Here is a 14,134-nt window from a genome sequence, read left to right on the forward strand (position 1 = left end):
TATTTGGCCATGTAGAGACACTTAAAACCAGTCTACCTTCATGTCATAAGTTGTACTGTCAGTATGGTGTAAAATACTTGACCATAATGTAATGTCGGGCAGTTCAAAACGATAAAAATACTGTAATGCTTGAAGTTTTCCGTTATAAAAATCCTCATCTGCTTGATGCGGTTGCTTGCTCAGTGCCTGGCTTGCAACAATACCCTGCTTTAGCCATAACCACGCCACAATAACGTGACCAAACAGCTCTAGGTATTTGACCGAATTTGCTAACGCCAAATCTATATTTCGGGTCGACATTGCACCTAACACACTTTCTGTTGTTTGCTTTAAGGTATTAACGGCCTCGATAAGTTGTGTGGAAAATTCATCTAAATTATTACATTGTTTTGCTACATCGATAGTTTTATAAATTTCGTCCAACGTTGCTAAATATCCGATCATGTTATGCATCGGAACTTTACGGGTTAATAAGTCTAACGACTGAATACCTGTAGTGCCTTCATGTATAGCGTTTAAGCGATTATCGCGATAAAACAATTCAACAGGATGTTCGTTAATATAACCATGACCACCGAGCACTTGAATCGCTAAGTCATTCGCTTTGGTGCCATATTCAGACGGCCAAGTTTTAATAATAGGCGTTAAAAAGTCTAATAACACCTGTGCGTGTTCTCTCGCTTCAATTGTTGGCGCGGTTTTTTCGTCATCGCTAAGTTGTGAGCCATACAGCACTAGAGAAAGTGCGCCTTCAGCATAAGCTTTTTGTGCTAGTAACATCCGGCGAACATCAGCGTGTTCTATAATATTAACCATAGGAGAAAGCGGATCTTTACAAGATGGCAAGCGCCCTTGTGGACGATTTTTCGCGTAATCTAGCGCGTATTGATACCCTGCAACTGCCAGTGTTGCACCACTGGTACCCACCATAATACGTGCCTCATTCATCATATGAAACATGTACTTAAGTCCTTGATTTTCTTCTCCAACTAAATAACCCACTGAGCCATGTTTCTCACCGAAACTTAATGCAGTTGATGTTTGCGCACGACCACCCATTTTGTGAAATAAGCCCGCAAGAGCAACTTCGTTATCCTCACCGACAATGCCGTCATCACTGACTAAAAACTTAGGCACCACAAACAGCGAAATACCTTTAACGCCTCTAGGCGCGCCTTGAACTCGAGCAAGCACAAGATGAACAATGTTTTCACTTAAGTCATGATCGCCACCAGAAATATAGATTTTATTACCGCTAATACGATAGGTACCGTCTTCAGACCTCACAGCTTTGGTAATTAAATCGCCAAGCCCTGAACCACTGCCAGGTTCTGTCATTGCCATAGTGCCCATAAATCGGCCTGAACGCATAGGTTTAACCCATTTATCTATAAGCGCCTGGCTACCATGGGCTTCAAGTAAATTTGCATTGGCGTTGGTCAACATGTTGTAACCTAAACCCACACCACCTGCAGCGGTTAAATACGTGCTAGCAGCACTGGCAATAATCGGCGGTAATTGCATACCGTTTGATTCGTAATCTGCCGTAGCTGACGAAATACCCGAGGCGATTACCGCTTCAATAGCCGGTTTTAATTCAGGGATAAGGCTGACGTTTTTACCGTCGAATGTCGGTTGATGAGTATCTAGCTTTTGTCGAATAGGTAAAAAGTGTTTCTCAGCTATCGCTTTAGCGGTATTAATAACTTCATTGAAGGTTTGACGGTCATGATCTTGATAGCGCTGTCTTTTTATCAGTGACTCACTATCAAAAAGTTCATAGAGCATGAATTCAAGATCACGTTCATTCATTAATGTTGCAGACATAAATTAGCTTCTCATCTTTTACTTTTCTAAATAACACCGAGTTTATTGCTTATTGGCTAACCGGTGCGTTTTACTCATAGCAATTACAGATTACTGAGCAGAAACACCGCCATCTATGGCGATACATTGACCCGTCATATAAGTATTGGCTGGCGATAGCATCATCAGCATCATGGCAACAATTTCTTTCGGCTCACCTAAACGGTTCATAGGGGCACCTTTGCTCATTCTTTTTTGTTGTTCTTGGTCAGCAAAATTAGTCACCATCGGCGTAAGGGTGAAAAACGGGCAAATAGCGTTGATACGAATATTGTTGCGACCATACTCAACAGCACCTGTTTTGGTTAACCCAATAACCGCATGTTTAGCCATAGCATAAGCACTGCCTCTGGCTGCACCGCTGATACCCGCCATCGAACTAACATTAAGAATAGCGCCTTCACCTTGTTGCAACATTTGTTGTATTTGATGGCGCATACCAAATTGCACACCTTTAACGTTAATGGCAAATTGGCTGTCCATTATTGACTCGTCTATTTCGTGCAGTGGCATAAATTCATGGGCAACACCGGCATTATTAACCCCAATATCGACACGACCAAAGTTTTCAATTGCGGTAGCTACCATTGCTTTACAATCATCATTTTTTGAAACGTCACATGCCATGGCAATCACTGAAGCGCCAGTTGCTGCAATATCATCAGCCACTTTTAGCACGCCAGTTTTGTTAATATCACTGATCACTAATTTTGCGCCACGTTTAGCTAACTCTTGGGCTAACAGTTGGCCAAAGCCTTGCGCTGCGCCAGTGATAACCGCTACTTTACCGGTAAAGTCTAAGAGTGGATCCATGTTACTTCCTTCCATTACACATATTGTTTGATATCAACTATTTTATTGCTTAGCTGAATTGTTAATCATACTTAAAGCCATTTGCGCTAGTGGTTCAACAAACGCCCCTACCTTGCTGGCATGTTCATTTGAAGCATTACCCTGAGATGCACGTTTTGCGACACCTTGCACTATCGCTGCTAATCTAAAGAAGCTAAACGCGAGGTAGAAGCTCCAATTTTCGATACGTTCAATACCCATGCGTTGACAATAATCTGCAACATATTCTGCTTCGGTTGGTATGCCTAAACTTGCTCTATCAACGCCTTGTAAGCCATCGATAGTGCCCATACCTTGAGGCATACGTAATTGCATACATTGATAAGCTAAATCAGAAAAAGGATGTCCTAAAGTGGACAACTCCCAATCGAGCACTGCCATAATTTCAGGTTTATCTTTGGCGAACATCATATTGTCTAAGCGAAAATCACCATGAACTAAACAAACTCGACCATCGTCTTCAGGCAAGTGATTTTCAAGCCAAATTATTAACTGATCCATGGCAGGAATTTTATGTAGTTCTGTTGTACGGTATTGCGAAGTCCAACGAGCAAATTGTCGTTCAAAATAATTACCCGCTTTACCGTAATCTTGCAAACCCACAGCATTTATATCGACACTGTGCAGCGCGACTAATGATTTATTCATCGCATCATACATTTGGCTACGATAAGCATTACTTGTAATTTCAGGTAAAGATGCGCTCCAATAAACAGCGCCATCACAAAACTCCATCAGGTAAAACATCGCCCCCATAACGCTGGTATCACGACAAAGGTGATAGACCTGAGCAACGGCAACGTCTGTATCTTGTAGTGCGTCAAGCACTTGATATTCTCGGTCAACCGCATGGGCAGATTTTAATAATTTGCCCGGCGGCTGGCTGCGCAGTACATACAAACCTGATTTGGCTGCTACTTTATAGGTAGGATTTGATTGCCCGCCGGTAAACTTTGTTAAGGTGATCGGGCCCATAAAACCAGCGACATGAGACTCAAGGTATTGCGTTAATTTTTCTACATCAAATGTAACCGTTGCTGTCATAGGTTTTTTCTCTTCAATTGGTTTATCTCTTCTCATTGCTTCAAAGTAGCGGCTATTACGTCAACTTTTTCACTAAATCTCGGCCTAGTTGCATCATGTGGACTTGATCTGGGCCATCAGCTAAACGTAACGTTCTTTGTCCTGCATACGCATGAGCTAAGAAGGTATCTTGACTAACCCCTACAGCCCCATGGCATTGAATAGCGCGGTCAAGTACATCAAGCGCCATACTCGGTGCAACAATTTTTATCATCGCGATAATATCTTTAGCGGCTTTATTACCTTCAGCATCCATCTTTTGTGCTGCTTTTAAGGTCATCAAACGGGCTTGTTCAATTTGACACGCTGAAATGGCAATGTCTTCACGCACAGATTGTTGCTTGATCATCGGCTGGCCAAAAACAATGCGTTCGTTAACCCGCTTACACATTAAATCTAAGGCGCGTTGTGCGATACCAACTGAGCGCATGCAATGGTGAATACGACCTGGGCCTAAACGGCCTTGTGCAATTTCAAAGCCTTTGCCTTCACCTACAATAATGTTTGTAAGGGGTACGCGGACATTTTCAAAAGTGATTTCTGCATGCCCTTCTGGTGCGTCGTTATATCCAAAAACTTGCATTGGGCGCACCATAGTTACACCCGGTGTATTCATCGGTACTAGCACTTGAGACTGCTGAATATATCGGTTGCTATTACCTGGGTCTGTTTTACCCATCACGATCATAATTTCACATTGTTTGCGACACGCGCCGCTAATATAAAATTTTCGACCGTTGATAACATATTCGTCGTCATCACGTTCAATGCGTAGTTCAATGTTAGTTGCATCACTTGAGGCTACTTCTGGCTCTGTCATCGCAAAAGCTGAACGAATTTTGCCTTCAAGTAGTGGCTCTAACCATTGTTTTTTCTGCGCTTCATTTCCATATTTAGCCAATACTTCCATATTACCCGTATCAGGTGCAGCACAATTAAACACTTCAGATGCCCACATCACTTTACCCATAATTTCTGCAAGCGGTGCGTATTCTAAGTTAGTTAAACCAGCACTATATTTACCGTAACTTACCGGTAAAAATAAATTCCATAAGCCTTGTGCTTTTGCCTTGGCTTTAAGTGCTTCCATTAACGGCGGTGTTGACCATGGGTTTTCAGCAACTTGCTGATGCATTTGCGCTTCAACAGGATAAATATGCTCGTTCATAAACACGGTTACACGCGCAATTAACTCTTTAACCTTGTCACTGTATTCAAAATCCATGGGTAATCCTTATATTTTATATGCCGCTGTATATGCCGCTGTAAATGCCGGTATCGGCGCTTATTAACTCAATATCTAGCTCAGTGTCTAACTCAATGTCATCAGTGCGTCTTTATTAAATTGTGCTATTTCGTCATCTTTATTGTGCTGAATTTTGTTTACCCATTCAGGGTCAACTAACAACGCGCGGCCAATGGCCACCAGATCAAATTCATCGTTATTTAAACGGGTTAATAAACCTTCAATTCCTGTTGGGTTCGATGTACCACCAAGGTCAGCGCTTTCTTCACTCGTAAAGTCGCTATCTAAACCTACGCTACCGACGGTTATAACGGGCTTATTGGTAAGTTTTTTGGTCCAGCCGGCAAGGTTAAGCTCTGAACCTTCAAATTCAGGTAACCAAAAACGGCGAGTACTAGCATGAAATACGTCGACGCCTGCATTACTGAGTAATGATAGGAATGTGGCTAATTCTTCAGGCGTTTGGCAAAGCTTGGCGTTGTAATCTTGCTGCTTCCATTGAGAAAATCTAAAGATGATCGGAAAGTCTTCACCGACAGCAAGGCGAATAGCCTGTACTATTTCAACCGCAAATCGCGCTCTATTTTCTAATGAGCCACCATATTTATCGCTACGTTGGTTTGTACCTTCCCAAAAAAATTGATCAACCAAATAGCCATGCGCGCCATGCACTTCAATCGCATCAAAGCCAATAGCTTTGGAATCAGCGGCAGCTTGTGCAAACGAGGCAACAACTTCATCGATATCTGCTTGGCTCATCGCCACACCGTTTGCTGCGCCCGGCTTATATAAACCTGAAGGACTATAAGCAGGAATTGTTTTATCTGGACCAATACCTTCTTTACGTACTGAGCCAACATGCCATAACTGTGGTGCTATTTTTCCACCTGCAGCATGCACTTCATCTACTACATGTTTCCAGCCTGCTAGTGCTTCTTCACCATAAATAGCGGGCACACGTTCATAACCATTGGCCGCTTTATGCGAAATAAAAGTACCTTCAGTAATAATTAAACCGACATTACCTTCAGCTCTGCGGCGATAATATTTAGCTACATCACTATTGGGGACATAATTGGGAGAAAAAGTACGGGTCATTGGTGCCATAACCGTACGATTTTTTAGCGTTAAACCGCCTGCGGTGAATGACTGGAAAAGTTTTTCAGTTGCCGTGTTGTTGATACTCATGTTATTTCCTAGACTCTCTTTTAAATTGCTAATGTTCTGCTTTAAATTGCTAATGTTCTGCAACTAGCTTGGCTGCAGAACATTTAAAACAAGGTTTACTATCTGCAAACAATGTTATAAATATTTTAATAAATAGTACTATCCAATTAAATAGCCGCCATCGACATTAATCGCTGTTCCAGTGGTGTAGCTAGAGGCATTTGAAACTAAGTACAAAACTGTGCCCGCCATTTCTTCAGGCTGCGCGACACGCTTCATTGGCACGTGATTCAGCAATTGGTCTAATATTTTTGGATTATTAACTAAAGTGGAGGCAAATTTAGTGTCTGTGCCACCCGGTAATAAAGCATTAACGCGAATATTAAATTGTGCACATTCTTTCGCAAATGTTTTGGTCATAGAAATAACCGCAGCTTTGGTGATGGAATATATCCCTTGGTAATCTCCAGGAATAACACCGTTGATAGAGGCTACGTTAACGATTGCCCCTCCGTTGTTCGCTTTCATTAATTTAGCGCCAATCGTTGACATGAAAAAGTAACCACGAATATTAACGTCAACGGTTTTTTGAAATGCCCCTAAATCGGTATCTAATACATGGCCAAAGTAAGGGTTTGTAGCGGCATTGTTGACTAATATATCTAATTTTCCGTGCTCAGCTGAAATTTGAGCAAAAATGTTTTCTATTTGTTCTAATTCACCAATATGACAAGCAATGGCTTGTGCACTGCCACCTGCTGAAATAATTTGATCGACAACCTTTTGGCAACCTTCAACTTTACGACTAGAAACAATGACATGTGCGCCGTTTTGTGCGAGTAATAATGCTATTTGCTCGCCAATACCACGACTCGCTCCAGTAACTAAAGCAATTTTTCCTGTTAAATCGAATAAATTAGTACTCATATCTAGATTCCTATTTATAAATTTTGTATTTGTTATCTGTTATTTGAACGTTACCCAGTCAGCACCCGCTTGGGTTAAATGAGCATAATTATTCAAATAATCGACCGTTAATTTGTTTTTCGAAAAAAATAATTTGGTTACACCGGTATTACGTAATTGTTGAAGTACTGCTAAGGTATTTTCGTCAGTTAAACCTAATATATGCTGAATAATTACGGAAATAGCACCGCCTGATGTAAAAATACATATATTTTGTGTTGGCTTAATATTATTTACGGATTTTTTAAGGATTAATTCTTGATTAACAACATTTTGCAGCGCAGTAATGCAACGTTTTTTAAATTGTGACCAGCTTTCAATATAGTCATTATCGTACTTACCACTAACCCAACGTTTAAGCGCTAGGCTAAACTCTTTTTGAAAAAGTCGATTGGCGTCAGGCTGTTGACTGGTTTTTGATGCCATAAGCGCAAAGTTTTTCCACTGGGCATCGTAACTCGATAACATGTCGACATGATTAAACTCATTAAAACCTGAATGTAAAACGGTGGAAGGTTTAGCGCCTTGATAACCTTCTATGAAGTTTTCTAATGTTTGTTCATGGCGCAGTAAATCACCTAAAAATATTTTATCGGGTGCAGGAAGTGCTTGCCAAAACTTACCGAGTAACTGAGATTGAGAATTGCCTTTCTCTGACAATTGATCATAATCAGCTTTACCGAATGAGGCTTGCCCGTGGCGGATCAGATAAATAGCCGACATGAAACTAAACCAATACCCTGGCGATTGAAATGGTCAGTAAATAAAAACATAGGTTTATTAGCATTTGTTACATTCCGCCTTTTTATTTAACAGGTGTTAACTGAGTATTTAAAAGAACATACAACAGACCTTATCAACCCATGCTAAAGGCCTGAAACAAATAAAACAAATGAATAGTTGTTATAACCTATCATTCACAATACGAATAAAGTTAATGGCCGTTAGTCAGTAATAAATTAAAATGTCTGACTTTATCCAATACCATAAAATCTAGACAATTAACGAGAAGATCATAAAGTACCACTAGGCCAATAAGCGCTAGTCTACTTATTACGATGAATGCCTTACTTAATAAGCTACGAACCCTACTTGTACATCCACATCATTCATGGTCAAAATACAAACCTGCACTAGCTGAGTGCTTAAATACAGCTTTGAGCAGACATTATTATATAAGTAAGTTTAGTCGTAATGACTTAGTCGTACTTCTTACAGCACCATGAGTTAACACGCTAACAACTCATAAAACACCACGTTTGTACCGCTTGACTATGCTAGCTGCAGCAATTACATTAAATGAAATGAATACTACTAATAAAACTTTATTCTTATTATGAATAAAGATGATTACTTGGCTTAATAATTATAGGTCAATGTTGTGGAGAATGTATGAAGGTAGACTTAAATTTATTTGTGGTATTTGAAGCGATTTACTGCGAAGGCAATATTACTAAAGCGGCAGCTGCGCTAAATTTATCGCAACCTGCGGTTAGTCATTCGTTAAGTAAACTTCGTCATAATTTTGATGATGCTTTGTTTATTCGTCAAGGTAACGAAATGCGCCCCACACCTGTGGCAAACAATGTAATAGCCGATGTTCGTGAAGCGTTACAGCAATTGAAAGTTTGCTTGGCACAGTCGAGACAATTTGAACCCTTAGTTTCTCGCAACAACTTTAATGTTTCTTTACATGGCGGTTTAGAAGCTTCCTATTTACCGCCCTTAATGCAACGAATAAAAAAAGAAGCACCTTTAATTAATTTACAAAGTAGCCGCCGAGTTAATCGTAGTGAATTAGAAAGCAAACTTGCCAGTGGCGACATTGATTTAGCAATAGACACTTTGGTATCGGTAAGCGACAATATTTTACACACGCAATTAGAGCAGAATAAATTTGTGGTGTTAGCACGTAAAAACCATCCTAATATAAAATCTACATTAGATTTAGATACCTACCTCGCACAAGATCACGTGCTCGTCTCATCGCGTACAATCGGGCCTAGCATTGAAGATTTTGAGTTAGGTCGATTAGGACTACAACGAAAAATTGGCTTGAGGTGTCAACATGCATTTTCTGCATGCCAAGTTATCGCCGAGAACGACATGTTGCTGACATTAATAGAAACAACCGCAAAGATGTACAGCGAGATACTTGATTTGGTGGTATACCCATTGCCTGTTACTTTGCACGATATTGACGTACATTTATATTGGCACCGTAATGTAGACTTTGACCCGGCAAATAAATGGTTAAGAAATCAGATTATTCAAACTACAACAAAAATAAAATGAAGACTTAACGACATATACGCTATATAAATACGTTATATTTTAATGAGTTATGGCGCTACACTACTCAGGATGAAACCAAATTTCAATTTCATCCGTCACTTCTTCAAACTTAGCGCTGTGTTTTACATTGGCTGGAACATGGTACCACTGCCCTACTTTTATACGTTGTGTTTCACCTTGCATAGTTAAAATCAATTCACCGCGGGTGATCACGCCGTAGTTATCCGTCTCATGTTGATGTTCAGGTATATCTGTTCCAGCAGGGTAAGACGCAAACAATACATCACTGCCATTTGCTGCCAACTTGTATGCGTCGAAGCGACCGTCGTAAAGGGGAAGTGATTTTATTTTATTCGGATATTGGCCAGACATTGCAAATCCTTCTATATTTATTTACCGATTAAATACACCGAAAAGGAATTATTCAGCATCATTTAAACCTTGATAGCCACACTCAAAACTTCAAGCAATGATCATAATGATTAATATATTCAAGACAATATAAGACAAGACAAAACACAAGAAAAATAAAACAAAAGCAAAGGTGATCGTTGTCTATGTAATCTTGTGATTACCTTTGCTAATTGCTGAGATTAAAGCTTGAGCGGTTTTAGTTTTAACACTAAGGCAGGATCTAATCTCATGTTGAACCAGTTTATACGCCAATCTAAATGTGGCCCTGTTGCTCTGCCACTTGCGCCTACCGCGGCGATTAATTGGCCTTGAGTGACACTATCACCCACTTCGACGTATGCGTCACTCAAATGTAAAAATGTTGAAGTGACTCCATGGCCATGATCAATAATCATAGTGCCGCCAGAGTAAAACATATCGCTGACATACATTAAAACTTTACCGTCTGCTGGTGATTTTACGGGGTCACCTTTTTTACCGGCATAATCTAAACCATAATGTGGCGTTTTAGGCACCCCGTTATAATAACGTTGGCTGCCGTAAACACCGGTAATTATACCTTCAATAGGCGCAATAAAACCTTGAGCAAACGCAGTTAAATCGCTATCAACTTGTCGAGCGGCTTTAATTTTTTTATTATCTTCCCCAACGCGACTGATCGCTTTTTTATTCGGGTTCATTATTTTTTTCGAAATGCCTTTAACCCGTTGAATATTATATTTACGCTTTAAAGGTTTTAATATACGCTTTTCGATGTTGCCGTTCGGGCTAATGATCATCAATTCACTATTATTTTTCTCGTCTCGGCTGAAACCTAACGCATAGTCACCGTTTTTAGATACCTTAATTGCATCACCATTAAGTGTTACCTTATTTTCAGGCTCGGTTTTACCAACAATTAGCGCACCTTGAAAATATTGCACGCTAAGCTCAGTTTCAGCTTGTGGATTGGCTGACACAACCTGAGAAACTAATAAAATCGCGATAAACGAAAGCCTAAATAATAATGAACACGGCTTAGCCATTGGCAATAGCTCCTTTTGCAACACCTTCAAAGGCAACGACTTTAAATTCATCAAGCGGCGATTGTTTTTTAAGTTGGCGAACAATAAAGTCTGCCAATAACTCAACCGTTGAATCACAATCAACCACATCCAAAATTGTGCTTGGTACGGCAATATCAAATCTACCTTGCGGCGCAAAGTAAGAAAATAATTGGTGATCGGGCGTCAAATTAGCCATAGCCGTTGCAGACAGTTCTATATCGCTTAACGATATGCGATCTGCTTCACTGGCTAAGTAAATATCTTGCCAGCGTAAACTCCACACGTCTTCTAGCGCGGCTGAGCGTTGGCCATTCTTATAGATATGAATTTTCGAGCGGTGACCATGGGCGATACGTTGGCAATTCCCATCATGCAGTTTTAAACCATGAGTATAATGATAGTAAGCACCATCGATGACTTCAGGTCGCAAGTTTAAGGTTAATCCTTGAACATTTTTCGGTAAATGAGTCAGAATTATCGTTGTTAAATAGTCGGTTACCGAGGCAATATCTATTTGCTTGGTGTCTATTTTGGCAAAGGCACAACTAGGTGATTGTAAATAGTACCCCCCCTGTTTTGAGGTGAAGTTTACAAATTCATGGCCGGGTCTATTCTCTGAAACCTCAACACTAATTGTATTTTCTTGCATCGGTAATAATAGTTTATGATCGACAGCGTCATCAATAATGGCTTTAATTTGTTTTTTAACCACGGCAAAATCAAGCACCATGCTCATTTCATTTAAGCTGCCATCAAGCAAAACATCTACAATCCAACTTTCACCCACAATGCCACGAGACGCGCAACAATACGAAAAGTCGATAACGGTTAAATCATTTACAAATAACTGCATTTATTCTAATCCCCTACTATTTTACTTGCCAAGCAATGGTTTCATTTGCACGAATTGGCACAACTTCATCACAGCCAAATGCCATGGTTGCAGGTACGTTCCATGCTTCTTTTACTAGCGTTATTTTATCACTGTTTACGGGTAGGTTATAAAACTTAGGACCATGTAAACTAGCAAAGCCTTCAAGTTTATCAAGTGCTCCGGCTTGTTCAAAAGCTTCGGCATATAATTCAATTGCAGCATGTGCAGTATAAGCACCAGCGCAACCGCAAGCGGCTTCTTTAGCACCTTGTGCATGTGGTGCAGAATCAGTGCCTAGGAAAAATTTATCGCTACCACTTGTTGCTGCTTCCACTAATGCGTGTTGGTGAATATTTCGCTTTAGAATTGGCAAACAATAATAATGAGGACGAATACCACCCACTAACATATGATTACGGTTAAATAATAAATGATGAACCGTAATTGTAGCCGCAACGTTTGCACCTGCCGCTTTAACAAAATCAACAGCATTCTTGGTGGTAATGTGTTCTAACACTATTTTTAATGTTGAGTACTTTGCTACTAACGGACGCAATATGGTATCGATAAATACGGCTTCACGGTCAAAAATGTCAATATCATGATCGGTAACTTCACCATGCACTAATAATGGCATGTTAACTTCTTCCATTGCCGCTAACACAGGTGCAATGTTATCTACGTTTGTTACACCTGATGAAGAGTTTGTAGTTGCCCCGGCTGGATAAAGCTTAGCCGCGTATACAATACCCGATGCTTTTGCGGCTTTAATATCTTCAGCCGTGGTTTGATCTGTTAAATACAACACCATTAACGGTTGGAATTGCTTACTCGGATTAGCGGCCATAATACGCTGATGGTATTGGGTCGCTAATTCAGCATTAGTCACTGGCGGTACCAGGTTTGGCATTATAATAGCGCGACCAAAGTAGCGGCTGATATCTGCAACCGTATTATTTAAGCTTGCACCGTCACGTAAATGTACATGCCAGTCGTCTGGTCGAGTAATTGTAAATGTGGTCATTTTTTTTCCTAATTTAATCGTTTTCTATTGCTTAAAATCAGCAACATGTTTTATATATTTTTAGCTTAGTCTGAGTTAACGCTTAGAATTCGTTTTCCGAATTATCGGCATTATCTGCATTATTTATATTACCTAAGTCAGCGGTTTCATTACTCTGCACTGGCGCTTGGCCTTGACTAGCGCTTTGGCTAGCGTTTTGACTCGCATTACTTTCCATTAACGCCAATAATTGATCTTTTAAGTTTGGCGGCACTTTATAAATAGTAATACTTTCATTGGCCGGACTATAAACAACATCTTGACCAAAATGGCTGCGCTCGAAACTTAAGCTGATCCCATTACCATAACCTGCGTATTTAGTGACTTTATTCACTACCGCTTGATCATGTGGAAATGATTCTTCAATCGGATAAGCTTGTTCTTGGCAAAATTTGTAAAAGTCTTGGCCACTCTCTTCCGTTTTAATGACATTACCAATTTCTTGCAATGAAACATCTTGCGCCGACTCTTTTTGCTCTTTACAGTAACTTAATAGCTCTTTACGCGTTTGTTGCTTTTCATTAGCGTCAAATTGATTAACCGACACATAGTCTTCAACCGCTTGTACTAAAGTTTGGGTTTGCTCTTTGGAATTTAAACCTTCTTCACAACTTAAAAAATCTAAGAAAAAGTCAGACACCTTTCTACCGGCACGACCTTTAATAAAAGAAATGTAACGGTTACCTTCCGCATTATTTTGATAATCGAATAAATCGATACGGGCAGCTAATTGTAGTTTATTAGTATCAAGATGTTGATCGGCTGAAATATTTAATTCACCGTCAACAGAATAATGTTCAGAGATAGGAATAATAGCCACCAGTAAATAACGACCGCCCATATACTCGTAGTGGCAGACGATTAAATAACCAGTTTCAGCCAGATCATATTTTTCTAATTCATTTTTAAGTAAGTTACCGGCTTGGCCACTAAATTGATGAAAAGTTTGCGCATCACTTAAATAACTTTCCATAACATCAACAAATCTGGCACTGTCACCTTCGGCTGGCATTGATGAAAAATGCCCGTAAGCCTTACTACCTTTACTATTATAAATTTTATGCAGCGCATCAACAAAACTTTCTATTTTGCTGCTAGCCGCAACATTTTCAGGCCCTAACCTGAGTACAACTTCACCTGTTTCTTCTTTTTTTGATAAAAAATGCAGTGTTATATTCGAAATTATTAAGCTCATAGATAAAGGCCAGTATTATATTGTTCGGGCATTTGATAAACTTAAGTTTGTTTATTAAATTACCATT

At 39.9% G+C, this 14,134-nt stretch carries 13 protein-coding genes; 1 reads left to right on the forward strand and 12 read right to left on the reverse strand.

Annotation, left to right across the window (positions count from 1 at the left end; translation table 11 throughout):
- Positions 1–21: 21 nt before the first annotated feature.
- The 7 genes from B5D82_RS17930 to B5D82_RS17960 all read right to left on the reverse strand — a co-directional run bounded on the left by B5D82_RS17930 (position 22) and on the right by B5D82_RS17960 (position 7,903).
- Positions 22–1,827, reverse strand: a complete 1,806-nt coding sequence (locus tag B5D82_RS17930; protein WP_081153580.1) for an acyl-CoA dehydrogenase — start codon at positions 1,825–1,827, stop codon at positions 22–24.
- A 90-nt stretch (positions 1,828–1,917) separates the two neighbouring features.
- Positions 1,918–2,679 (reverse strand): SDR family NAD(P)-dependent oxidoreductase, encoded by a 762-nt coding sequence (locus B5D82_RS17935; RefSeq protein ID WP_081153582.1) that lies wholly within the window; start codon positions 2,677–2,679, stop codon positions 1,918–1,920.
- Positions 2,680–2,721: 42 nt separating this feature from the next.
- Entirely contained in the window at positions 2,722–3,798 is a 1,077-nt protein-coding gene (locus B5D82_RS17940) for a phosphotransferase family protein (RefSeq protein WP_425429869.1), read from the reverse strand.
- Positions 3,799–3,817: 19 nt separating this feature from the next.
- Entirely contained in the window at positions 3,818–5,026 is a 1,209-nt protein-coding gene (locus B5D82_RS17945; protein ID WP_081153586.1) for an acyl-CoA dehydrogenase family protein, read from the reverse strand.
- 87 nt (positions 5,027–5,113) lie between these two features.
- Positions 5,114–6,235, reverse strand: coding sequence for an NADH:flavin oxidoreductase (locus B5D82_RS17950; protein WP_081153589.1), 1,122 nt, complete (start codon positions 6,233–6,235; stop codon positions 5,114–5,116).
- A 138-nt stretch (positions 6,236–6,373) separates the two neighbouring features.
- Complete coding sequence (locus B5D82_RS17955; RefSeq protein WP_081153591.1) at positions 6,374–7,141, reverse strand: SDR family oxidoreductase; 768 nt, start codon at positions 7,139–7,141, stop codon at positions 6,374–6,376.
- A 39-nt stretch (positions 7,142–7,180) separates the two neighbouring features.
- Complete coding sequence (locus B5D82_RS17960) at positions 7,181–7,903, reverse strand: histidine phosphatase family protein (RefSeq protein WP_081153593.1); 723 nt, start codon at positions 7,901–7,903, stop codon at positions 7,181–7,183.
- 669 nt (positions 7,904–8,572) lie between these two features.
- Here B5D82_RS17960 and B5D82_RS17965 point away from each other — a divergent pair.
- Positions 8,573–9,475 carry a LysR family transcriptional regulator gene (locus B5D82_RS17965; protein ID WP_081153596.1) on the forward strand — a complete coding sequence of 301 codons (903 nt, stop codon included), beginning with the start codon at positions 8,573–8,575 and terminating at the stop codon, positions 9,473–9,475.
- Between the two features lie 60 nt (positions 9,476–9,535).
- On the opposite strand, the gene B5D82_RS17970 is transcribed toward B5D82_RS17965, so the two are convergent.
- From B5D82_RS17970 to yejK, 5 genes are all read right to left on the reverse strand, one after another.
- Positions 9,536–9,847 (reverse strand): cupin domain-containing protein, encoded by a 312-nt coding sequence (locus tag B5D82_RS17970; RefSeq protein WP_081153599.1) that lies wholly within the window; start codon positions 9,845–9,847, stop codon positions 9,536–9,538.
- Between the two features lie 221 nt (positions 9,848–10,068).
- Positions 10,069–10,914, reverse strand: a complete 846-nt coding sequence (locus tag B5D82_RS17975) for a M23 family metallopeptidase (protein WP_081153601.1) — start codon at positions 10,912–10,914, stop codon at positions 10,069–10,071.
- Positions 10,907–11,788, reverse strand: a complete 882-nt coding sequence (locus B5D82_RS17980; protein WP_081153603.1) for a 6-carboxytetrahydropterin synthase — start codon at positions 11,786–11,788, stop codon at positions 10,907–10,909. The genes B5D82_RS17975 and B5D82_RS17980 overlap by 8 nt, the downstream gene beginning before the upstream one ends.
- Positions 11,789–11,804: 16 nt before the next feature.
- A complete protein-coding gene (gene pyrC, locus B5D82_RS17985) occupies positions 11,805–12,833 on the reverse strand; it encodes a dihydroorotase (protein WP_081153605.1) in 1,029 nt (342 codons plus the stop codon).
- A gap of 82 nt (positions 12,834–12,915) precedes the next feature.
- Positions 12,916–14,067: a nucleoid-associated protein YejK gene (yejK, locus tag B5D82_RS17990; RefSeq protein ID WP_081153608.1), complete on the reverse strand. Its 1,152-nt coding sequence runs from the start codon at positions 14,065–14,067 to the stop codon at positions 12,916–12,918.
- Positions 14,068–14,134: the final 67 nt, after the last annotated feature.

This window comes from Cognaticolwellia beringensis (assembly GCF_002076895.1).
In the GTDB taxonomy this organism is placed as follows: domain Bacteria; phylum Pseudomonadota; class Gammaproteobacteria; order Enterobacterales; family Alteromonadaceae; genus Cognaticolwellia; species Cognaticolwellia beringensis.

Bases quoted from the DNA above. Each gene is read 5' to 3' on its own strand.
- B5D82_RS17930 (WP_081153580.1), bottom strand. From the start codon at position 1,827: ATGTCTGCAACATTAATGAATGAACGTGATCTTGAATTCATGCTCTAT.
- B5D82_RS17935 (WP_081153582.1), bottom strand. From the start codon at position 2,679: ATGGATCCACTCTTAGACTTTACCGGTAAAGTAGCGGTTATCACTGGC.
- B5D82_RS17940 (WP_425429869.1), bottom strand. From the start codon at position 3,798: ATGAGAAGAGATAAACCAATTGAAGAGAAAAAACCTATGACAGCAACG.
- B5D82_RS17945 (WP_081153586.1), bottom strand. From the start codon at position 5,026: ATGGATTTTGAATACAGTGACAAGGTTAAAGAGTTAATTGCGCGTGTA.
- B5D82_RS17950 (WP_081153589.1), bottom strand. From the start codon at position 6,235: ATGAGTATCAACAACACGGCAACTGAAAAACTTTTCCAGTCATTCACC.
- B5D82_RS17955 (WP_081153591.1), bottom strand. From the start codon at position 7,141: ATGAGTACTAATTTATTCGATTTAACAGGAAAAATTGCTTTAGTTACT.
- B5D82_RS17960 (WP_081153593.1), bottom strand. From the start codon at position 7,903: ATGTCGGCTATTTATCTGATCCGCCACGGGCAAGCCTCATTCGGTAAA.
- B5D82_RS17965 (WP_081153596.1), top strand. From the start codon at position 8,573: ATGAAGGTAGACTTAAATTTATTTGTGGTATTTGAAGCGATTTACTGC.
- B5D82_RS17970 (WP_081153599.1), bottom strand. From the start codon at position 9,847: ATGTCTGGCCAATATCCGAATAAAATAAAATCACTTCCCCTTTACGAC.
- B5D82_RS17975 (WP_081153601.1), bottom strand. From the start codon at position 10,914: ATGGCTAAGCCGTGTTCATTATTATTTAGGCTTTCGTTTATCGCGATT.
- B5D82_RS17980 (WP_081153603.1), bottom strand. From the start codon at position 11,788: ATGCAGTTATTTGTAAATGATTTAACCGTTATCGACTTTTCGTATTGT.
- pyrC (WP_081153605.1), bottom strand. From the start codon at position 12,833: ATGACCACATTTACAATTACTCGACCAGACGACTGGCATGTACATTTA.
- yejK (WP_081153608.1), bottom strand. From the start codon at position 14,067: ATGAGCTTAATAATTTCGAATATAACACTGCATTTTTTATCAAAAAAA.